This is a genomic window from Sanguibacter sp. Z1732, assembly GCF_051020515.1.
Classification (GTDB): Bacteria; Actinomycetota; Actinomycetes; order Actinomycetales; family Beutenbergiaceae; genus CALKWS01.
Map to the genome: position 1 here is coordinate 3,221,836 of NZ_CP194857.1, position 20,234 is coordinate 3,242,069.

Consider the following 20,234-nt stretch of genomic DNA (forward strand, 5'->3'; position numbering starts at 1 on the left):
ATCACGTCTCCGACCACCCGGGCGACGTACTTGCCCTGGTGGGTGGTGTGTGTGGCGCCGGTGACGTCCCCGGCGGCGTACAGCCAGTCGCCCTCGATGCGGCGAACCCGCCCGGTCTCATCGGTGGCGAGTGTCTCGTGCTCGGCCAACCCGATGCTGTCCAGGCCCAGGCCACCGGTGCGCGGCCGGCGCCCGGTGGCTACGAGAACCTCAGCAGCCCGGACCCGCCCGGCAGCATCGGTATCCAGCAGCACGCCGTCGTCGGTTCTCTGCACACCGGTCACGGAGGTATCCAGATGCACCCGTACACCCATAGCGCCCAGGCTCTCCGCGACTGCGGCGCCGGCGAACGGTTCGGTACCGGACAGCAGCCGGCCGCCCCGCACCAGCATCGTGACCTGGCAACCCAGATCCGCCAGCGCGGTCGCCATCTCGGCGGCGACCACGCCCCCACCGATCACCGCCACGGAGTCGGGCACCTCGCGTAGTTCAGTGACTTCCCGATTCGTCCACGGACCGGCGCTCCGCAGGCCCGGGAGATCCGGGACGAAAGGACCGGAGCCGGTGGCGACTACCACGGCGTGGTTGGCCTGCAGGATGAGGTCATCCGCACCACCGCTGCCACCGACACGGACCCGGCGGACCCCGTCGATGCTGCCGTGCCCCCGGACCAGATCCAGCCCGGCATCGGCAAGCCACTGCACATGGGCCGCATCGTCCCAGTGCTGGGTGAACTCATCACGGCCGGCCAGCGCTGCCCGCACGTCCACCCCGCCGGTGATCGCCTCCGTGGCCCCCGGGACCGATCGGGCAGCCGCCAGCGCCGCACCCGGTCGCAGCAGTGCCTTGGACGGCATACACGCCCAGTAGGAGCACTCGCCGCCGACCAACTCATGTTCCACCACGGCCACGCTCAAGCCGGACCGGGCTGCCCGGTCGGCGGCATTCTCACCGACCGGGCCGGCCCCCCCACGACGACGTCGTAGGTTCTGTGCTCTGGCATCGCCAGCCTCCAAGGGGTGCTCCCACCCCATGATGGTCCAGGTCACGGCGCTCCGCGCGGTCAGGCAGCGGGCTCGCTGCGCTCACTCCTCACAGGTGGTGCTTGGTCGCGACCTGTGTGCGGGGCTCGCTGCGCTCACTCCTCACAGGTCGTAATACAGGGCGAACTCGTGGGGGTGGGGGCGCTGGCGCAACGAATCGATCTCCTCGGTGCGCTTGTATTCGATCCAGGTCTCGATCAGGTCCGGGGTGAAGACGTCGCCCTCGGTGAGGTAGTCGTGATCATCGGCAAGTGCGGCGAGGGCGCCCTCCAGGGAGGCTGGAACCTGGGCGATCGCGTTGTGCTCCTCCGGCGGCAGTTCGTACAGGTCCTTGTCGATGGGCTCGGGGGGTTCGATGCGGTTGCGGATGCCGTCCAGACCGGCCATCAGCATCGCCGAGAACGCCAGGTACGGGTTCGCTGAGGGTCGGGCACGCGGAACTCCACGCGCTTGGACTTCGGGGAACTACCCGTGATCGGGATGCGGATGCAGGCCGAGCGGTTGCGGGCCGAGTAGACCAGGTTCACCGGTGCCTCGAAGCCGGGGACCAAGCGGCGGAAGGAGTTCGTGGACGGGTTGGTGAAGGCCACCAACGACGGTGCGTGGGACAGGAGCCCGCCGATGTACCAGCGGGCGGTGTCCGACAGGCCGCCGTATCCCTGTTCGTCGAAGAACAGCGGTTCGCCGTCCTTCCACAGCGACTGGTGGGAGTGCATACCGGACCCGTTGTCCCCATACAGGGGCTTGGGCATGAACGTAGCGGACTTACCGTTGTGCCAGGCGACGTTCTTGACGATGTACTTGAACTTCATCAGGTCATCGGCTGCAGCACGCAGCGTGTTGAACTTGTAGTTGATCTCCTGCTGTCCGGCGGTGCCGACCTCGTGGTGGGCGCGTTCGGGGACCAACCCGACCTCGCGGAGCATCGAGACCATGGAGTCACGCAGGTCGGCGAACTGGTCGTTCGGCGGCACCGGGAAGTACCCGCCCTTGTAGCGCGTCTTGTAGCCGAGGTTGCCGCCCTCCTCCTCGCGACCGGTGTTCCACGCTGCTTCGACGGAGTCGATGTGATAGAAGCCGGAGTGCTGGGTGGTGCCGTAGCGGATGTCATCGAACAAGTAGAACTCCGCCTCCGGCCCGAAGAAGACCGTGTCGGCGATTCCGGTGGAGTTCAGGAAGGCCTCGGCCTTGGCGGCGACGTTGCGGGGATCGCGGGAGTAGGGCTCATCGGTGAACGGGTCCACGATGGAGAAGTTGACCACCAGGGTCTTGTGCGTCCGGAACGGGTCCACGAATGCGCTGGAGACATCCGGGACCAGTTTCATGTCGGACTCATGGATGGCCTGGAACCCACGGATGGAGGACCCGTCGAACATCAGGCCATCGGAGAAGGCGCCCTCCTCGAACGCTTCCACCGGGATGTTGAAGTGCTGCATCACCCCCGGCAGGTCGCAGAACCGGACGTCGACGAACTCCACGCCTTCGTCCTTGGTGAATGCGATGGCTTCTTCAGCGCTGCTGAACATGCGGGCTTCTCCTTGATTGATGAGACCCATACGGGGTGCTTTACGGCAATGCGAGTGTTATGGCTTGGGCATTATATTCACATGGTGCGGTGTTTAGGTATAGCAGGCGTGGCGTTGAGGTTGGTCGGGTCAATCTGCCGGGTCCGTGCAGGTGGAGGAGGTAGCCGGAGGGGTCGTACTACCGTGGAGCGGTGACGAGCGAGCCTACTGAGCATCAGAACCTGGAGCGCCCCCCGGCGCGGAACTTCTGGGGCCGTCGGGTGCTGGCGATCCTGGTGGACTGGTTCGCCTCGATGGCCGTCGCGCTGGTGTTCTTCGCAGGGGATCCGCTGGCGAACCTGGTGATCTTCGCCGTCACCACGTGGGTGCTGCAGGCCACCCTGGGCACCACCATCGGGCACCGACTGGTGGGCGTGGCCACCCGGACCGAGCAGGGGACCACACCCGGATTCCGGCGCGCCCTGATCCGCACGGTGGCCCTCTGCCTGTTGTTCCCGCCGATCGTCACCGATGCGCACGGCCGCGGCTTGCACGAACGCTGGTCCGGGACCCACATCGTGCCGTTGCGCTGAGGTCGCAGCCAACAGGTGCGCGACCGAGGGGGGAACGGCCGGCGGGTCGCAGGCGAAGTCCGGACAGGTAGCGCGCCAGGACCGACGACGAGGAGTCGCCTCGCTGGTGATCCCGGCCGCCTGCGCGATGTTATCTGCCTCGCATCCCCTTGCGGTCCGGCCGCATCTTGGTGATGTCGACGCCCTTGGGTATGGGCAGGCGGCCTGAGCGCAGTGCCCGCAGCCGCTTGGACACCTCCGCCACCTCGACCTTGGTCAGTTTCGGCTTCTGCCGCTGGACCTTCTTGGCGATCTTGGGCAGCGGGATCTGGCCCTCCTCGCGGCCGCACTGCAGCAGGATGATCGGGACGTTCGGCAGCACCCGGGCCACCTTGCGGCGCTCGGCCTCGAGCAGCCGCTTCAGCCGGTGCGGCGGGCCCTCTCCGATCAGCACCACACCGGGACGGCCTACGGCGCGGAAGACCAGGTCCTGGCTGCGCGGATCCACCGCGATCGGCTCCTCCTCGATGTTCCAGCCGCGACGGATGGTGCCGAGCGCGGAGCCGGTCGCGCCGGGCCGGCCCTCGATCCGCCCATAGGCCACCGACTCGGCCCATCTGGAGAGCAGGAACATCGCCCCGAGCAGGGTGAAGGGGAACACCAGCACCGGGACGTAGATCGGGAATCCGATCAACTGCCCCAGCACGGCGCCGACGGCGGTGCCGCCCACGATGATCAGCAGGATCCACCAGGTGATCGACGGTCGCGCCTTGCGAACCATCGTGAAGATCTCCCAGAGCTGGTGGTACCAGCGCCGCTTCTTCACCTTCGGCGTCTTATCGGATGCGTCTTTCTTGGCCATGATGCCCCCAGCCTAGTGCTCCGCGGAGCCCGGCCGGGCGCGGCGCTAGTGAGGTCCGCTCACTACTTGTGGATAACCGGAACGGGGACGGCACCGATTGTGGTTGCCTGAGCAGCATGCAGGTCCCCGGCTACCGGATGAACGGCCCGATCGGCTTCGGCGCCGACGGCGCCACCTGGCTGGCACGCAATGATGACGGGGACGCAGTGGCCGTACGGATGCTGGCGCAGGTACCTCCCGAGCGGCACCGCCACCGGCTGGACCGGTTGGAACGGCTGGCCGGGGTAGAGCACCCGCACCTGGTCAGATTGCGGGAAGTCATCAGCACCGGGCCTGCGCAGGCAGCCCTGGTCACCGAGGCCGTCCCAGGACCCACCCTGGCCACCCTGCGAGTGGGGCGGGGTGGCCTCGGTGTGGACGAAGCCACCGGCATCGGTGCACAACTCGCCTCGGCGCTGGTAGCGCTGCACGAAGCCGGGATCATCCACGGTGATGTCTCCCCGGCCAACGTGGTGCTGAGCCCCGGGGAGGGAGCCGTCCTGGTGGATCTGGCCGGGGAACCCTCCCGAGAGATCGGGACCGGGGGTTTCGCCGCCCCGGAACAGGATCGGGGCGAGGTACCGACCGCGGCTGCCGACATCTACGCCCTGGCCAGGCTGGTGGCCTGGCTGGTGCCCGAGCACCACCAGACCCACGTGCGGGAACGGCTCGCCCCGGCATTGGCCGCCGAGCCGCACCAGCGCTGCACCGCGCAGGAGCTCCACGCGACCCTGGGCAACTATCCCGTCGCACCCGTCAGCGTCCCGGACCTGCGTTCCCTGGCCGGCGTGAGCGTGCGGGAGCACGCCCAGCGAGACGTGACCCGCCGCAGACACGATCACCGACCGCGCCACCGGGCCGATACCGGTAGCCGCCGGGTGGTGGTCGCCGTGCTGCTCGCCGTCGTGCTGGCCGTGGGCCTGGTCTGGATGCTGCCGCGCACCACAACCCTGCCCGGGGCGGATGCGGAGGAGACGGTCACCCCCATCGGTATGTCCACGACCACGCAAGAGGCGGCACGTCCCGGCGAGCACATCGATCGTGTCGAGGCAGCGGGTGATCCGGTCGCGGCCGTCCGGGCGCTGACCCTGGCACGGGACGAGGCCCTGAACACCGCCGATTCCCGCGCCCTCACCAGGCTGACCATCCCCGGGTCGCCCGCAGCCGCCCAGGACTCGGCCCTGGCCGATGCGCTGAATGAGGGAGACGTGCAGGTGACGGGGCTGGCGACCGAGGTGGTCCGTGCCGAGGAGATCACCACTCCCGCGACCGGGGGTGCCGGGGCGCAGGAAGCCGGGGACGCCTCGAGCCCGTGGCCGGGACCGGCCGACGACGAAGGCGCGGCATCGGCGTCGGTACGGGCGGTTCTGCACACGCGCGAGCACAGGCTCACCACGCCGGAGGGCACCGCCACCGTCCGCGCCGAACGCACCTGCGTGGTCTTGGATCTGCGAGCCGGGAGCGACGGTTGGCAGGTGGCGCAGGTGGGCCGGTGCTGATCAGCCCAGCAGCTGCTCGGCAGCGAGGGCGATCGTGGGAGCGGTGAACGTGAATCCGTCGTCGACCAGGACGCGGGGTACCATCCGCTGCGATGCTGTGATCTCGCGGGCGAACTCACCCAGCACCAATCGGATCCCGAAGGCCGGTGCCGGGACGAACGCCGGCCGGCCGAGCTGGCGGGCCAGCGTCGTCGTGACGTTCTTGTTGCGTTCGGGCGTGGGCGCGGACACGTTCACCGGTCCGGTCACCCCCGAGCCCAGCAGGTGCACCATCGCCCGGACATGGTCGGCGCGGGTGATCCATGCCCACCACTGGCGTCCCGAGCCCAACGGTCCGGCGAGTCCGAGGCGCAACAGCGGCATCATTCGGGCCAGCGCCCCCGCGGCGGGGTCCAGCACCAGCCCCGTGCGCAGGAACGCGACCGGTACCCCGGCCCGCACCGCCGGGTCCGCCGCTGCCTCCCACGCCTGGCACACGCTCGGCACGAATCCCTCCCCGTTGGGGGAGTCCTCGGTGAGTTCCTGCTCTCCACCGTCGCCGTAGTAGCCCACCGCGGAGGCCTGCAGGAACCGGATCCGTTCCCCACCGCGCGCGCGCTCGGCGAGGGCGTTGGCCAGTAGTGCCGTGCCATGCACCCGGGAGGTGATGATCAGCCGCCGGTAGCGGGCGTTCCAACGACGATCGCCCATGCCCGCCCCACCCAGGTTCACCACGGCGCTGGCATCCTCCAAGGCAGCCTGCGGCAGGACGCCCGCGTCGGGATCCCACTGCACCTCGTCGGGGCCGCGGGCGGGGCGGCGCACCAGTTGGCGAATCGTGTGGCGCTGTTCGGTCAGGGCGTGGGCCAGTGCCGAGCCCAGGAAGCCGGAGGCCCCGGCCAGGACGGTTACGCTCACAATTCAGCGTCCTTTCCGGTCGGGGCCCTCGGCGGCCGGCTGGGCCGGCATCGGTTGGGCGGTCAGAGACCGAGAGCGGCCTCGAACGCGCCCTCCTCCAACCGGTTCTTCACGGCGGTCAGGAAGCGCCCGGCGTCGGCGCCATCGACCAGTCGGTGGTCGTAGGACAGCGACAGGTAGACCATTGACCGCACCGCGATCACCTCGGCACCGTCGATCACGTCCACGACGGGGCGCTTGACGATCGTGCCGATGCCCATGATGCCCACCTGCGGCTGCAGCAGGATCGGGGTGTCGAACAGCGCACCACCCGACCCGGTGTTGGTGATGGTGAAGGTCCCGCCGGACAACTCGTCCGGGGTGATCTTGTTCGCCCGGGTGCGGTCTGCCAGGTCCGCGATGCTGCGAGCGATCCCGGCGATGTTGAGGTCACCGGCGTCCTTGACCACCGGCACCACCAGGCCGCGCTCGGTGTCCACCGCGATACCCACGTTCTCGGCGCCGTGGTAGACGATCTCCTCACCCTCGATCGAGGCGTTCAGGTTCGGGTAGGTCTTGAGCGCCTCGGTCGCCGCGAGCGTGAAGAACGGCAGGTAGGTGAGCTTGACGCCCTCGCGGCGTTGGAACTCCGCCTTCGCCTTGTCCCGCAGTCGCGCCACCCTGGTGACATCCACCTCCACCACGGTGGTGAGCTGGGCCGAGACCTGCAGGGACTCCACCATCCGCTTGGCCACGATCTTGCGCAACCGGGACATCTTCTCCCGCGTGCCGCGCAGCGGCGAGACCTCCCCAGCCGCGCTCGGCTCGGCCTTCTTCTCCGCCGGGGCCTCCTTCGGCTCCTCTTCCTTGGCCTGGGCGGCCTTGGCCGCCGCCTCGGCGGCGTCGAGCACGTCCTGCTTTCGGATGCGCCCACCGACGCCGCTGCCGCTCACGTCCGCCAGGTCCACGCCCTTGTCGGCAGCGAGTTTGCGCACGAGCGGGGTCACGTAGGCGACCGGCTCATCGCCCGAGTCCGCCGTGGGAGCGTCCTCTTGCTTGGGCGCCGGCTCGGACTTGGCTGGTTCGGGCGTTTCCGGTTCGGGTTCGGACTTCTCCGGCTCGGGTTCGACGTCCTCCGGGATCTGGGCCTGACCGGTCTCCGGTGTTTCCTCACCCTCGGCCTCCGCGGCGTCGGAACCCCCGGAGGCGTCCACCCCCTGCTCGGGCTTGCTGGGCTTCTCGTCCTGCTCGGGCTCGCTGGGCTGCTCAGCGCTCTCACTGGGCGCCTCGGCCCCGGAGTCGCTGCCGGCGTCACCGGAGCCGACGTAGGCCAGCGCAGCGCCCACCTCGACGGTCTCGTCCTCCTCGACCACGATCTCCAGCAGTGTGCCGGCCACGGGCGAGGGGATCTCGGTGTCGACCTTGTCGGTGGAGATCTCCAGCAGCGGCTCGTCCACCTCGACCTCATCGCCCACGGACTTCAGCCACTGGGTGACGGTGCCCTCGGTGACGCTTTCGCCCAGTTCGGGCAGGTTGACGGCGGTGCGCTCACCGCCGCCACCGGAGTCCTGCGACTTGGGTGCGGAGTCGGACTCCCCACCCTTGTCGTCGGCTTCCGGCTCGGGCTCGGGCTCCGGCTCTTCCTCGGCGGCCGGGGCCTCATCCTCGTCGGACCCGGCGTCGGCCGGGCTCTCCTCCTCGGAGGCACCCTCGTCGTCGGAGGCGCCCTCCTCGGCGTCGTCCCCGCCTGAGGCACCCTCACCGCTGCCGATGACGGCCAGTTCGGCCCCCACCTCGACGGTTTCGTCCTCCTCGACCAGGATCTTCTCCAGCACTCCGGCCACGGGCGAGGGGATCTCGGTGTCGACCTTGTCGGTGGAGACCTCCAGCAAGGGCTCGTCCACCTCAACTTCATCACCGACGGACTTCAGCCACTGAGTGACAGTGCCTTCGGTAACGCTCTCGCCCAGAGCGGGCATCTGCACGGATTCGGACATGACCTTCTCAGTCTCCTTCGTCGGGTCAGTGATTCGAGTGCAAGGGTTGACCGGCCAGAGCCAGCGCCGCCTCGCCGAGCGATTCGTTCTGTGTGGGGTGAGCGTGAATGAGCGGTGCCACGTCCTCAGGGTATGCCTGCCAGCCCACCATCAACTGCGCTTCACCGATGAGTTCGCCCACACCTTGACCGATCAGATGGGCGCCCACGATCGGTCCATCGTTCACCCGCACCAGTTTGACCAGCCCCTGTACGCCCTGGATCTGGCTGCGTGCGTTGCCGGCGAGGTTGAACTCACCGGTCTGCACCGACTCCTCGCCGTGCTCCTGCCGGGCCTGTGTCTCGGTCAGGCCGACGGCGGCAACCTCGGGGTCGGAATAGGTCACCCGGGGAATGGTGTCATCCGCGACCGGCACGGGGCGCAAACCCGCGATCTCCTCGGCGACGAAAATGCCGTGGGCGAATGCGCGATGGGCTAGTTGCGCGCCGCGCACCACGTCCCCGACGGCGTAGATCCCTTTGCGGCTCGTGCGCAGTCGCTCATCGGTGGCGACGAAACCGTCTGCGAGGTCCACCCCGGCGTCTTCCAGCCCCAGGTGAGCGGTCACCGGTGTCCGGCCCACACTGACCAGCAGCACCTCGGCCGTGACCTCGGTGCCGTCGGCCAAGGTGATGGAGACCTGGTCGCCCTGATCGTCCACGTGCTCTACCCGGGCCTCGGTCCGGACGGTGATCCCGCGCTTCTTGAACGCCCGCCGCAGCCCTTTGCTCAGGTCTTCGTCCTCACCGGGTAGGAGGTGGGGCAGGGCCTCCACCACCGTGACCTCGGTGCCGAGCGAGCGCCACATACTGGCGAACTCGACACCCACCACCCCGCCACCGATCACGATCGCCGAACTGGGGATCCACTCCAGTTCCAGCGCCTGGTCCGAACTCAGCACCCGTCCGCTCAGGGAGGCCCCGGGCAGGCTGGCTGGCCGGGAACCGGTAGCGACAACGACATGGCGGCCCCGCACGGGCGCGTCGTTGACCATCACGGTGTTGGCATCGGTGAGCATGCCCCGACCTGGGATGAGCTCGATGCTGCGGGCCGACACGAGCGACTGCAGCCCCTTGTACATCCGGTCCACCACGGTCCGCTTGCGGTGCTGCATCACGGCCATGTCCAACCCCTGGAGCGATGCGAGCACACCGAAGTCCTCGCCCTGGCGCACCACGTCGGCCACGTGCGCCGACTGGAGCAGCGCCTTGGTGGGGATGCAGCCGCGGTGCAGGCACGTTCCGCCCACCCGGTCGACCTCCACCATGGCTACCGACAGTCCGAGTTGGGCTCCGCGCAGAGCCGCTGCGTAACCGCCGCTACCGGCGCCGAGCACGATGAGGTCGTACGGGACGGACTCCTCGTCGTTCACGGGCTGCTCCTCGATCGCGTCGGTACCGAATGGCGCGGGGTGCCACCATCTTGGCACTGGTTGGGCCTTCGCCCCAATCGAGCCGGCCGGTGCGGTCCGATCGGATGCGCCCCGGGCCGGCTCAGGCGTTCGCGGCGTCCTCGAGCAGGCGCAACATCGTGCGCACACCCACCCCGGTGCCGCCCTTGGGAACGTAGTGGCGGGGAGAGGCTTCGTTGAAGGCCGGTCCGGCGATGTCCAAGTGCGCCCACGGGGTGTCGCCGACGAACTCCTGCAGGAACAGCCCGGCGGTGAGCATCCCACCGAAGCGGTCCCCGATGTTGGCGAGGTCGGCCACGGTCGACTTCAGCGACGGGCGCAACTCACCCGGCAACGGCATCGGCCAGAACTGCTCACCGCTGGTGCTGGCTGCGGCCACCACCTGCTCGCGCGCGTCGTCGGTGCCCATCACGGCGCTGACCTGGTTGCCCAGGGCCACCATCTGAGCACCGGTGAGGGTGGCGATGTCCACGATCAGATCCGCCTTGGCCTCGGTCGCGGCGACCAGCGCATCGGCAAGCACCAACCGGCCCTCGGCGTCGGTGTTGAGGACCTCCACGGTCTTACCGCCGCGGATCTCGATCACGTCCGAGGGCCGTTGGGCGGTGCCTGAGGGCATGTTTCGGCCAGCGCCAGGTAACCGGTCACGGCGATCGGCAACTTGAGCTCGGCGGCCGCCAGCACGGTGTGCAGCACGGCGGCGGCGCCGGCCATGTCCAACTTCATGGTCTCCATGCCCTTGGCGGGCTTGATCGACAGACCGCCGGAGTCGAACGTGATGCCCTTGCCGACCAGGGCGTAGTGGGTCTTGGCCTTGGCCGGCTTGTAGGTCAGGGTGACCAGCCGGGGCCCGCGGTCCGAGCCCTGGCCCACGCCGAGCAACCCGCCGTAGCCGCCGGCCCGCAGAGCCTTCTCATCCAGCACCTCGATCCCCACCTTGGTGCCCTTGACGAGGCCGCGGGCGGTCTCGGCGAAGGACTCCGGGTACAGGTCCTTCGGGGAGGTGTTGACCAGGTCCCGGGTGGCGTTGACCCCCTGGGCGAGGATCCGTGCCCGCTCCACCGCGTCCTTGACCGCCTTCTGCTTGGCGGCTCCGCAGATCACCACGATCTGGGCAGGGGTCGGCACGTCCTTCTTGTACCGCGTGAAGCGGTAGGCCCCGAGCAGGGCCCCCTCGGTGACGGCGCCGGTGGACTCGGCGTCCTCCAGCCCGAAGAGGAGGGCGATGTTCTTGGCGCCCTCCAGTTCGCGCACCGCGGAACCGGCGGCGCGACGGATCTGCTCGGCATCGGGCTGCCCATCCACCTCGCCCAGTCCGGTGAACGCCACGGTGGTTGCCGCCAGCTGCTCCGGGGCGGGCACGCGGGTCACCTTGCCCGGCTCCCCGGAGATGTCCAGCAGTTCGATGGTGCCGGCGAGCGCGGCGCGCACCTGGTCATCCAGGGCTGGGTTGGCCAGCAGGGAGGCGGATCCGCCATTCTCGTACACCGGGATCACCAGGGCGTCGGCAGGCAGGCGGACAGGGCTCTTGGAAGTCAGCGTCAGTTCAGTCACGTACGTCATGGTACCGACCAGCGACTACTGTGCTGCCTGTGCTGATCCTGACATGGTGCATCATCGGCGCTTCCCTGGTTCTCGCCGGGTGGGCGGGCATTCGCGGCCTCCGCGACCGTCCGGTGATCTTCATCCAACTGATCGGCGGCGCGTTGGTGGTCCTGGCGATCATCGCGCAGATGGTGGTGACCGGCATCGCCCTGGGGTCGGCGGAGCACACGGTCGACACCGTGCTGCTGTGGGGCTACCTGATCACGGCGCTGGTGCTGCTGCCGGCCGCCGGCTGGTGGGCGGTGCTGGACCGATCCCGCTGGTCCTCGGTGGTGCTGGTGGTGGCGGCCTTCACGATCGCGGTGTTGCAACTGCGGATCTGGCAGATCTGGGTGATCGGGTGAACACGGCACTGACCCCGGCTGAGGACACCCGCCGACCCGCCTACGGCGCCGGGCGCGCTTTGATCGTCGTCTACGCCGTTTTCGCGATCTCGGCGACCGCCCGCTCGGGAGTGCAGTTGATCAGGGACGCCGGTGAGGCACCGCTGGCCTACGGCCTGTCCGCCTTTGCCGCGGTGGTCTACCTGGTCGCGACCATCGCACTGGCGCACAACGGCCGGCGGTGGCGGCGGGTCGGCTGGCTCGCGGTGCTGATCGAACTGGTGGGAGTGGTGCTGGTGGGGTTGCTGACCCTGACCGATCCCGGACTGTTCCCACGGGAAACCGTGTGGTCCGGTTTCGGGGCGGGTTACGGCTACCTGCCCGCAGTGCTGCCGTTCCTCGGCCTGAGCTGGCTGTGGTGGTCACGACCGGGCCGGGTCGCGGCGCAGTGACCGCCCACGTGCGAGGGTGGACCCGATGACGACGCGCCCACCGGATCCGTGGTCCGGCCGAGCCCTCGAGCCCCCGGAACGGACTGTGCCGCGCCCGGGCCCGGCCGCGGCCGCCTACCGGGCGGTCTTCGCCCGCGTGCTGGCCAGGAGCGACCCGGAACGGGCCCACCACCTGGCGGCCACCGCGATCGGGCTCGCCGGCCGGCTGGGTCCCGTGCGGACGGCGGTGTCGCTGCTCAGCGGCGCTTCGGCGAATCGGCGGGCACTGCGCGCCGCGGCCGCCGATGGCCTCCGGCGCCGGGCGCCCACGGCGGGCGGCTCCGTACCGCAGCCCGCACCGACGCTGTTCGGCAGAGCCACCGGTGGCCCGCTGGGTCTGGCCGCAGGTTTCGACAAGAACGCCACCATGGTCGCCGGATTGGCGGCCCTCGGGTTCGGGTTCGTCGAGATCGGTACCGTCACCGCACGCCCCCAGCCCGGCAACGAACGTCCGCGCTTGTGGCGCGTTCCCGAGCGGGCCGCCCTGGTGAACCGGATGGGGTTCAACAATGACGGCGCCGCCGTGGTGGCCGAGCGCCTGCACCGGTTGCGTCGCACCGCGGCCGGGCGGCGCGTGGTGCTGGGTGTCAACATCGGCAAATCCAAACTGGCCCCGGCCGCCGAGGCGGTCGCCGACTACGCCTACAGCGCGCGCATGCTCGCCCGCTACGCCGACTACCTGGTGGTGAACGTCTCGTCGCCGAACACCCCGGGCCTGCGGGACCTGCAGCAGATCAGTTCGTTGCGCCCGATCCTGACGGCCGTGCAACAGGCCGCCGATGCCGGTGCGGCCCGCCCGGTACCGGTACTGGTCAAGATCGCCCCGGATCTGGCCGATGACGACGTCGATGCGGTGGCGGACCTGGCCGCCGAACTGGGCCTGGATGGTGTGGTGGCGGTGAACACCACGATTGATCACGACCACGGCCCCGGTGGCATGTCCGGAATACCGGTACGTGCCCGCGGCCTGGAGGTGGTCGCCAGGTTGCGGCGACGATGCGCCCCCGGGCAGGTCATCATCGGCGTCGGCGGAATCAGTTCACCGGCCGACGCGCGCGCCTATCTCGCGGCCGGCGCCGACGCGGTCCAGGCCTACACCGCCTTCATCTACGCCGGCCCCACCTGGGCGGCCTGGATGAACCGGTCGTTGCTGCAGCGCTGAGCCACGCCGTACCCGCTGGGTCACACCGGCATCGAACCGCGGCCAGGCAGCCGCGTCCCCAGCGGCAGCGGTCGGCTCAGACCGGGAACTGGCCGCGCTTGACGACCGGGCGGGGCAGCCGCATGCGCCGCAGGTAGAAGGCGCGGAACACCACGTACATCAGCGGCCCACGGCCGAGTCTGTCCGCGCCGAACTTCGCGCGAGCCTTGTTGCGCACCCGCACCGCCAGGATCACCGCATCGATGATCGCCAGCAGCACGAAGACGTAGGCCACCAGGATCGCGGTGATAATGACCTCGATGAAGGCCGGGAACAGGTTTCCGGCGAGCAGGACCAGGATGATCAGGATCGCCGCCGGCAGGAACAGCTCACCCGGGGACCAGCGGGCATCGACGTAGTCCCGCATGAACCGGCGTGCCGGTCCGCGGTGCTGCGGGGGCATTCTGTCCTCGTCGCCGGAGAGCATCGCCTCCTGCTGTTCACGGCGGGCCCTGGCGAACTTCTCCCGCTGGCTGCGCCGCGCAGCGCCGCGATCGTTGGGGACCAGGGGTCGCCGGTTGGCGGCCTCGGCGTCCTTGCGCTTGGGCGTGGGCCGACCCTTGCGGCCGTCCACCGACGTCGGCGGTTCCGGTTCGCTGGGCTGAGGCTGCGGAGGATTCTTCTGGCGTCCGAACACCCCACCAGGGTAGCCGCTCCGTCACCGGCGCCCGGCCCCGCCCCACAGTCGGCACCGGCACCGCGGTCGGCACCGCCGCACCAGCCGGGCGTGACACCCAACTGCGGTGGTGGGGGACAATGGCAGCGTGCGTGTGCTGATCGCCCCGGACCACTTCGGTGGCACCCTGACCGCTGCCCAGGCCGGGCAGGTCCTGGCCCGCCCCTGGGACGGGGGCGGGCACGAAGTTCTCACGGCCGCGATGAGCGATGGCAGCACCGGCCTTATCGACGCCGTGCAGGCCGCCCGTGGCGGCACGCTCACCCCGATCGAGGTGCGTGGTTCGCTCGGCAGCCCGGTACCGGCCGCTGTGCTGCACGTGGGTGGGGACGGCGGCGGCACCGCCTACATCGACGGTGCGGCCCTCCTGGGGTTCAGCGCTGACGGGAGCAGCCCCGAGGACGCCCGCGCCCGGGCCGTCGAGGGTTCCAGCGCCGGGCTCGCCGACCTCCTGCAGGCAGCCGTGGCCGGTGGCGCCACCCGGGTGGTGATCGGACTGGGTCCCAGCCCCACCCATGACGGCGGCGCCGGCCTGTTGCGCAGGTTGACCGAACTGACCGGCCTCGGAACTGGCACCGACGCGCCTGCCTGGTCTGCACTCGCCGGGTTGCGCGAGCACCTGGCCGGCGTGGATCTGGTCGTGGCTGCGGCGACGGACACCCCGTTGGTGGGGCTGCACGGGGCGGGTGCAGGACTGCAACGGTTCGGCATCAACGCCCTTGAGGCGCAGCAGATCGAGTCCGCCACGTCCGTCTTCGCTCATGACGCCGCCGGCCACGCCCGGGCCCTGACCCCGCTGCGGCCGGTCCTGGCGGGACATGCGCACGTGCTGGAACCGAGCAGTTCGCACACCGGCGCCGGGGGAGGCGCGGCCTTCGCACTGGGACTGCTCGGCGCACGGGTGCTGCCCGGTGCCGCCGTCGTCGGCGAGGAAGTCGGGTTGCGCGATCTGATGTCACGGGCGGACCTGGTCCTGACCGGGACTGCCTCGCTGGACGCCGACGCGATGCATGAAGGAGTCGTGGCCACGGTCGGGTCACTGGCGGCCGAACGCGGGCTACCGGTGGTGGCAGTGGCTCACGAGGTCTACGTCAACCGCCGGGAGATGGCCACCGTCGGGATCAGCGCCGCGTATCCGCTGATCGACCAGCCACTGGTACCCGGGAACCGGCCCGCGGCTGCCCACCCGGCCGATCCGGTGCAGGCCCTGGGCGCTCGTTCGGTGCGGGTGATGCGCAACTGGGCGACCGCCTGAGGTCACCCGCCGCCGAGGCTGCCCACCGCCGTCGGATGCGCCCGGGCCTCAGCGGACGGGTCACCGCCCACGTGCCGAACCGTCCCGCGCACCCGAATCGCGCAGAACCCGGGATCGGAATCTGGGCCAGTGCGGGTTACAGTTGACGCAGAAGTCGCGAGGCGACCGAGCACAACCCCGAGCCGGAGAGACGACGATGAGCCAGACCACCGAAAACGATGTCACCCACGAGGTGCTGCTGACCGACGTTGCAGCGGCCAAGGTCAAGGCCCTGCTGGAGCAGGAGGGTCGGGACGACCTCCGCCTGCGGGTGGCCGTGCAACCCGGTGGTTGTTCCGGGCTGATCTACCAGCTCTACTTCGACGAGCGCCTCCTCGACGGAGACGCCGTGCGCGGCTTCGACGGCGTCGAAGTGATCGTGGACAAGATGAGCGTGCCGTACGTGAGCGGGGCGACCATCGACTTCGCCGACACGATCGAGAAGCAGGGGTTCACCATCGACAACCCCAACGCCGGGGGATCGTGCGCCTGTGGGGACTCCTTCCACTGAGCGCGCAGTGGCGGCGGGGCCTGCGCGGCGCCGCGGCGATAGGTGCTGCGCTGGTGCTTCTGGTCGGCTGCGCCGGCGACCCTGATCCAGGATCGCAGGAGGGTTCCGACGGCGATCCCGGAACGACGCAGACCGACGACGACGCCGGTGCGCCCGGCGATGAGATGCCGCAGGTGTCGGCCGAGTTCGGCTCCTCCGCGGAGATGACGTTCCCCGATTCGGGCGCTCCGGCGGGCCTCCGGGTGGAGGTGCTCGAGGAGGGCGACGGTGAGGTGGTCGCCGAGGAGGCGCCGGTGCTCGCCGACTACGCCGGGCACGTGTGGGGACAGGCCGAGCCATTCGACTCCTCCTTCGAACGGGGTGCCCCGGCCATGTTCGCGCTCAGCTCGGTGGTGCAGGGCTGGTCCCGGGGCATACCCGGCCACCCCGTTGGATCGCGGTTGCTGATCTCGATACCTCCGGAACTCGGCTACGGGGCCTCCGGCAACCCCGACGCCGGGATCGGCGGTGAGGACACCATCGTGTTCGTGGTCGACGTCATCGACACCGCCGGGCCTGATGCCGCCGGGGCCGCCGATGCCACCCCGGTTGCCGAGCCTGAGGACCTGCCGGTGACCATCGAGGGCGAACTCGGCTCGCCGGCCCTGCCGACCGTGCGTGAGGACGCACCGGAGCCGCCGGAGGCGACGGTGCAGGTCATCGCCGAGGGTGACGGTGACGTACTGGCGCCGGGGCACACCGTGGCCCTCGCCTACTCGGTGGTGTCCTGGACGAACGAGGAACGGGACAGCACCTGGCCCGAGCACGAAGGTTCCCAAAACGGTCCGTGGGTCGCCCGGATCGGTCAGGGACAGTGGGCCGACCTGCTCGTTGACGTCCCGGAAGGCTCCCGGGTGCTGATCACGATGCCGCAGGGCGAGGGGGCCCCGGGTGTGGCGATCCTCACCGACATCATTCTGACCCACGGAGCCTGATCCGGCCCCGTTCGGAGCCGATGACACGACGCTCAACCGGGGCCGTGTCAGAACCTGACAGCATGTCACCTCGGATGTGTTCTCGCAGGTGGGGATGGGGCGAGTTGGCGTGCTCGCATCCCGGCGGAGGGGCTAGGCTTGGGGCAGTTCATCCATGAGATCGGAAGGCGTCCGCATCGTGTCCGTCCCTCCTGTACGGAGATCACCGTCACGCAGAGCCAGGCCAGTGGTACTGGGCTTGATCGGCCTGCTCGTTCTGGCAGGCTGCTCGACCGAACAGGTCCAGCGTGGCTGGCTGCCCGGCCCTGAAGGTATGACCGAACACACCGACACCTTGGTGCAGTTCTGGGTGGACACCTGGATCGCGGCCCTCCTGGTGGGTGTGCTGGTCTGGGGGCTGCTGATCTGGTGCGTCATCGTGTACCGCAAGCGCAAGCACGACAACACCCTGCCGGTGCAGTTGCGCTACCACCTGCCGCTGGAGTTGCTCTACACCTTCGTCCCGCTGGTGATGGTGGGCGTGCTGTTCTACTACACGGCCGCTATCCAGGACGAGCAGACCGACGTGACCGGTGAGTACGACCTGCAGATCGAAGCGATCGGACGGCAATGGGCGTTCGACTTCAACTACGTCGACGAGGACGTCTGGGACACCGGGGACCCGTGGGACAACGACTTCACCCCCGAAGAGGTGGTGACCAGCGCTCCGGAGGAGGTGCCGACCCTGGTGCTTCCGGTGGACCAGACCGTGGAGTTCGTGGTGCTCTCGCGCGATGTCGCGCACTCCTTCTGGGTGCCGGCCTTCCTGTACAAACTCGACATGATCCCGGGCGAGCGCAACGTCTTCCACATCACCCCCGGGGTGGAGGGCACCTATATCGGCAAGTGCGCCGAACTGTGCGGTGAGTTCCACGCGAACATGCTCTTCAACGTCGAGGTCGTCTCCGAAGCGGAGTTCGAGGAGCACATCGCCGCGCTGCGTGAGGCCGGGCAGACCGGTCAATTGGATTCCAGCCTGGACCGGATCTCGATTCCGTCCGGTCAGCGGACCCCTGGCCAGGGAGAGGATGACTGATGGCTATCGACGAACGTGACACCAGCACCGGGCATGCCGTCGACGCGGTGCCGGGACTCACTCCGGACCGTCAGAGCCTGGGCACCTCGGTGGTCAAGTGGATCACCACCACCGACCACAAGGTCATCGGCAACCTGTACATGGTGACCTCCTTCATCTTCTTCGCCTTCGGGGGCCTGCTGGCCCTGGTGATCCGGGCCGAACTGTTCGCGCCGGGCATCCAGGTGGTCACCAGTGCCGAGCAGTTCAACCAGTACTTCACCATGCACGGCACGATCATGCTGCTGCTGTTCGCGACACCCCTGTTCGCCGGGTTCGCCAACGCCATCATGCCGTTGCAGATCGGCGCCCCGGACGTGGCGTTCCCGCGGCTGAACATGTTCTCCTACTGGTTGTTCACCTTCGGTGGACTGATCGCCGTGTCCGGGTTCCTCACCCCACGTGGTGCGGCCAGTTTCGGTTGGTTCGCCTACACGCCGCTGTCGCTGGAGACCTACTCGCCCGGACTCGGGTCGGACCTGTGGGTCACCGGGCTGATCATGACCGGATTCGGCACCATCTTCGGTGCAGTCAACTTCATCGCCACCATCCTGTGCATGCGGGCGCCGGGGATGACGATGTTCCGGATGCCGATCTTCACCTGGAACGTGCTGCTCACCTCGATCCTGGTGCTGATGGCCTTCCCGCTGCTCGCGGCTGCGCTGTTCGGGCTGGCCTCGGACCGGATCCTCGGGTCACAGGTCTTCGCCGCCGAGAACGGCGGTGCACTGCTGTGGCAGCACATGTTCTGGTTCTTCGGCCACCCGGAGGTCTACATCATCGCGCTGCCCTTCTTCGGCATCGTCTCCGAGGTGCTGCCGGTGTTCTCCCGGAAGCCGATCTTCGGCTACAAGGGCCTGGTCTTCGCCACCTTCGCCATCGCGGGGCTGTCGGTGACGGTGTGGGCGCACCACATGTACTCCACCGGGCAGGTGCTCCTCCCGTTCTTCGCGGTGATGACGATGCTGATCGCGGTTCCGACAGGCGTGAAGTTCTTCAATTGGATCGGCACGCTGTGGCGCGGGAAACTGACGTTCGAGACGCCGATGCTCTGGTCGCTCGGCTTCCTGGCCACCTTCCTGTTCGGTGGGCTCACCGGCGTGATCCTGGCCAGCCCGCCGCTGGACTTCTTCCTCACCGACACCTACTTCGTGGTGGCGCACTTCCACTACGTGGTGTTCGGCACCGTGGTGTTCGCGATGTTCGCGGGCTTCTACTTCTGGTGGCCCAAGTTCACCGGGAAGATGCTGGACGAACGCCTCGGCAAGGTCCACTTCTGGCTGCTCTTCTTCGGATTCCACGGCACCTTCCTGATCCAGCACTGGCTCGGTGTGATGGGCATGCAGCGGCGGATCCCGGACTACCTGCCTGAGGCCGACTTCGTGTGGATGAACCAGTTGTCGACGATCTCGGCCGTGGTGCTGGCGCTGTCGACGCTGCCGTTCCTCTACAACGTCTACAAGACCTGGCGCAAGCACCCGAAGGTCACCCTCGATGACCCGTGGGGCCACGGCGCCTCGCTCGAATGGGCCACGTCGAGCCCGCCACCACGGCACAACTTCGTGACGCTGCCGCGAATCCGCTCCGAGCGTCCTGCGTTCGACCTGCACCACCCGGAGGTTGCCGCGATGGACCACATCGAACCGGACCCGAATGTGCTGGAGAAGATCTACGGTGACGCCGAGAGTTCGGCGGAGACCTCCGTGAAGAGAGGGGACGCCCGATGACCGATACCCACACCGGGGACGCGGCCGGCTCCACCGTGAACCGGCCCAACACCCGCCGCCCGATGGGCGTGGAGATGTGGTCGTTCATTGCGCTGGCGGTCTTCTTCCTTCCCGTGTCCGTCGTCTACGGCCTCTGGTCGGACTGGGAGCCCGTCGGCACCACCGCCCTGGCCCTGCTGATGGGCATGTGGGGGATGGTGGGGTTCTTCCTGGTGCTGCAGAGCCGCAAGATCGATGCGCGGCCCGAGGACAATCCCAGCGCCACGATCGAGGACAACCCGGCCGGCGACTACGGTCATTTCGCGCCCTACAGCTGGTGGCCGTTCGTGCTCGGTATCGCCGTCTCGCTGGTCTTCCTCGGCCTGGCGGCCGGCTGGTGGGTCTTCGGCCTCGGGGTGGCCGTCGCCGTCGTGGGCCTCATCGGCCACGTATTCGAGTTCAGCCGCGGCCCGCACGCGCACTGATCACCGGCAGG

16 protein-coding genes and 3 pseudogenes are annotated in these 20,234 nt (G+C 69.0%); 11 read left to right on the top strand and 8 right to left on the bottom strand.

All coding sequences use genetic code 11. The features are described 5' to 3' along the window. Window positions 1–101: 101 nt before the first annotated feature. A pseudogene (locus ACRRRO_RS16850) lies at window positions 102–1,034 on the bottom strand (FAD-dependent oxidoreductase); the annotation flags it as partial. Window positions 1,035–1,145: 111 nt separating this feature from the next. Next, window positions 1,146–2,569 (bottom strand): annotated as a pseudogene (gene glnA, locus ACRRRO_RS16855) (type I glutamate--ammonia ligase). A 191-nt stretch (window positions 2,570–2,760) separates the two neighbouring features. Here glnA and ACRRRO_RS16860 point away from each other — a divergent pair. After that, window positions 2,761–3,141 (top strand): RDD family protein, encoded by a 381-nt coding sequence (locus ACRRRO_RS16860; protein WP_424796047.1) that lies wholly within the window; start codon window positions 2,761–2,763, stop codon window positions 3,139–3,141. Between the two features lie 130 nt (window positions 3,142–3,271). Here ACRRRO_RS16860 and ACRRRO_RS16865 read toward each other — a convergent pair whose 3' ends face one another. Further along, a complete protein-coding gene (locus ACRRRO_RS16865) occupies window positions 3,272–3,982 on the bottom strand; it encodes a DUF4191 domain-containing protein (protein WP_424786090.1) in 711 nt (236 codons plus the stop codon). Between the two features lie 116 nt (window positions 3,983–4,098). On the opposite strand from ACRRRO_RS16865, the gene ACRRRO_RS16870 reads away from it, so the two are divergent. Next, window positions 4,099–5,520 (top strand): serine/threonine-protein kinase, encoded by a 1,422-nt coding sequence (locus ACRRRO_RS16870; protein ID WP_424796048.1) that lies wholly within the window; start codon window positions 4,099–4,101, stop codon window positions 5,518–5,520. Here ACRRRO_RS16870 and ACRRRO_RS16875 read toward each other — a convergent pair whose 3' ends face one another. From ACRRRO_RS16875 to ACRRRO_RS16890, 4 genes and pseudogenes are all read right to left on the bottom strand, one after another. Further along, window positions 5,521–6,417 (bottom strand): TIGR01777 family oxidoreductase, encoded by an 897-nt coding sequence (locus ACRRRO_RS16875; RefSeq protein ID WP_424796049.1) that lies wholly within the window; start codon window positions 6,415–6,417, stop codon window positions 5,521–5,523. It lies immediately after the preceding gene. 62 nt (window positions 6,418–6,479) lie between these two features. Then, entirely contained in the window at window positions 6,480–8,393 is a 1,914-nt protein-coding gene (sucB, locus tag ACRRRO_RS16880; protein WP_424796050.1) for a 2-oxoglutarate dehydrogenase, E2 component, dihydrolipoamide succinyltransferase, read from the bottom strand. 25 nt (window positions 8,394–8,418) lie between these two features. After that, entirely contained in the window at window positions 8,419–9,804 is a 1,386-nt protein-coding gene (gene lpdA, locus ACRRRO_RS16885; protein ID WP_424796051.1) for a dihydrolipoyl dehydrogenase, read from the bottom strand. Between the two features lie 121 nt (window positions 9,805–9,925). Continuing rightward, window positions 9,926–11,406: pseudogene (locus ACRRRO_RS16890) on the bottom strand (leucyl aminopeptidase). Between the two features lie 29 nt (window positions 11,407–11,435). On the opposite strand from ACRRRO_RS16890, the gene ACRRRO_RS16895 reads away from it, so the two are divergent. The 3 genes from ACRRRO_RS16895 to ACRRRO_RS16905 are packed head-to-tail and all read left to right on the top strand — an operon-like array spanning window position 11,436 to window position 13,424. Next, entirely contained in the window at window positions 11,436–11,792 is a 357-nt protein-coding gene (locus ACRRRO_RS16895) for a hypothetical protein (protein ID WP_424796053.1), read from the top strand. Continuing rightward, window positions 11,789–12,223, top strand: coding sequence for a hypothetical protein (locus tag ACRRRO_RS16900; protein ID WP_424786083.1), 435 nt, complete (start codon window positions 11,789–11,791; stop codon window positions 12,221–12,223). Before ACRRRO_RS16895 ends, ACRRRO_RS16900 begins: the two co-directional genes overlap by 4 nt. A gap of 25 nt (window positions 12,224–12,248) precedes the next feature. Then, on the top strand, window positions 12,249–13,424 hold the full coding sequence (locus ACRRRO_RS16905; protein ID WP_424796054.1) for a quinone-dependent dihydroorotate dehydrogenase: 1,176 nt from the start codon (window positions 12,249–12,251) through the stop codon (window positions 13,422–13,424). A gap of 76 nt (window positions 13,425–13,500) precedes the next feature. On the opposite strand, the gene ACRRRO_RS16910 is transcribed toward ACRRRO_RS16905, so the two are convergent. Then, window positions 13,501–14,100: a DUF3043 domain-containing protein gene (locus tag ACRRRO_RS16910; protein WP_424786081.1), complete on the bottom strand. Its 600-nt coding sequence runs from the start codon at window positions 14,098–14,100 to the stop codon at window positions 13,501–13,503. A gap of 127 nt (window positions 14,101–14,227) precedes the next feature. Between ACRRRO_RS16910 and ACRRRO_RS16915 the strand changes: the two genes are divergently transcribed. The 6 genes from ACRRRO_RS16915 (at window position 14,228) to ACRRRO_RS16940 (ending at window position 20,223) form a co-directional block, all read left to right on the top strand. After that, window positions 14,228–15,394, top strand: a complete 1,167-nt coding sequence (locus ACRRRO_RS16915) for a glycerate kinase (RefSeq protein ID WP_424796055.1) — start codon at window positions 14,228–14,230, stop codon at window positions 15,392–15,394. Window positions 15,395–15,590: 196 nt separating this feature from the next. Then, window positions 15,591–15,944 carry a HesB/IscA family protein gene (locus ACRRRO_RS16920; RefSeq protein ID WP_424786079.1) on the top strand — a complete coding sequence of 118 codons (354 nt, stop codon included), beginning with the start codon at window positions 15,591–15,593 and terminating at the stop codon, window positions 15,942–15,944. A 53-nt stretch (window positions 15,945–15,997) separates the two neighbouring features. Beyond that, window positions 15,998–16,918, top strand: a complete 921-nt coding sequence (locus ACRRRO_RS16925; RefSeq protein ID WP_424796056.1) for an FKBP-type peptidyl-prolyl cis-trans isomerase — start codon at window positions 15,998–16,000, stop codon at window positions 16,916–16,918. Window positions 16,919–17,072: 154 nt separating this feature from the next. After that, window positions 17,073–17,993 (top strand): aa3-type cytochrome oxidase subunit II, encoded by a 921-nt coding sequence (gene ctaC, locus ACRRRO_RS16930; RefSeq protein ID WP_434080619.1) that lies wholly within the window; start codon window positions 17,073–17,075, stop codon window positions 17,991–17,993. Then, window positions 17,993–19,759 (top strand): aa3-type cytochrome oxidase subunit I, encoded by a 1,767-nt coding sequence (ctaD, locus tag ACRRRO_RS16935; protein ID WP_424796058.1) that lies wholly within the window; start codon window positions 17,993–17,995, stop codon window positions 19,757–19,759. Before ctaC ends, ctaD begins: the two co-directional genes overlap by 1 nt. After that, complete coding sequence (locus ACRRRO_RS16940; RefSeq protein ID WP_424796059.1) at window positions 19,756–20,223, top strand: cytochrome c oxidase subunit 4; 468 nt, start codon at window positions 19,756–19,758, stop codon at window positions 20,221–20,223. Before ctaD ends, ACRRRO_RS16940 begins: the two co-directional genes overlap by 4 nt. The last annotated feature ends 11 nt before the right edge of the window (window positions 20,224–20,234 follow it).

Excerpts from the sequence above, each read along its gene's own strand:
- ACRRRO_RS16865 (WP_424786090.1), bottom strand. The coding sequence starts at position 3,982 with ATGGCCAAGAAAGACGCATCCGATAAGACGCCGAAGGTGAAGAAGCGG.
- ACRRRO_RS16870 (WP_424796048.1), top strand. The coding sequence starts at position 4,099 with ATGCAGGTCCCCGGCTACCGGATGAACGGCCCGATCGGCTTCGGCGCC.
- sucB (WP_424796050.1), bottom strand. The coding sequence starts at position 8,393 with ATGTCCGAATCCGTGCAGATGCCCGCTCTGGGCGAGAGCGTTACCGAA.
- ACRRRO_RS16905 (WP_424796054.1), top strand. The coding sequence starts at position 12,249 with ATGACGACGCGCCCACCGGATCCGTGGTCCGGCCGAGCCCTCGAGCCC.
- ACRRRO_RS16920 (WP_424786079.1), top strand. The coding sequence starts at position 15,591 with ATGAGCCAGACCACCGAAAACGATGTCACCCACGAGGTGCTGCTGACC.
- ctaC (WP_434080619.1), top strand. The coding sequence starts at position 17,073 with ATGAGATCGGAAGGCGTCCGCATCGTGTCCGTCCCTCCTGTACGGAGA.
- ctaD (WP_424796058.1), top strand. The coding sequence starts at position 17,993 with ATGGCTATCGACGAACGTGACACCAGCACCGGGCATGCCGTCGACGCG.
- ACRRRO_RS16940 (WP_424796059.1), top strand. The coding sequence starts at position 19,756 with ATGACCGATACCCACACCGGGGACGCGGCCGGCTCCACCGTGAACCGG.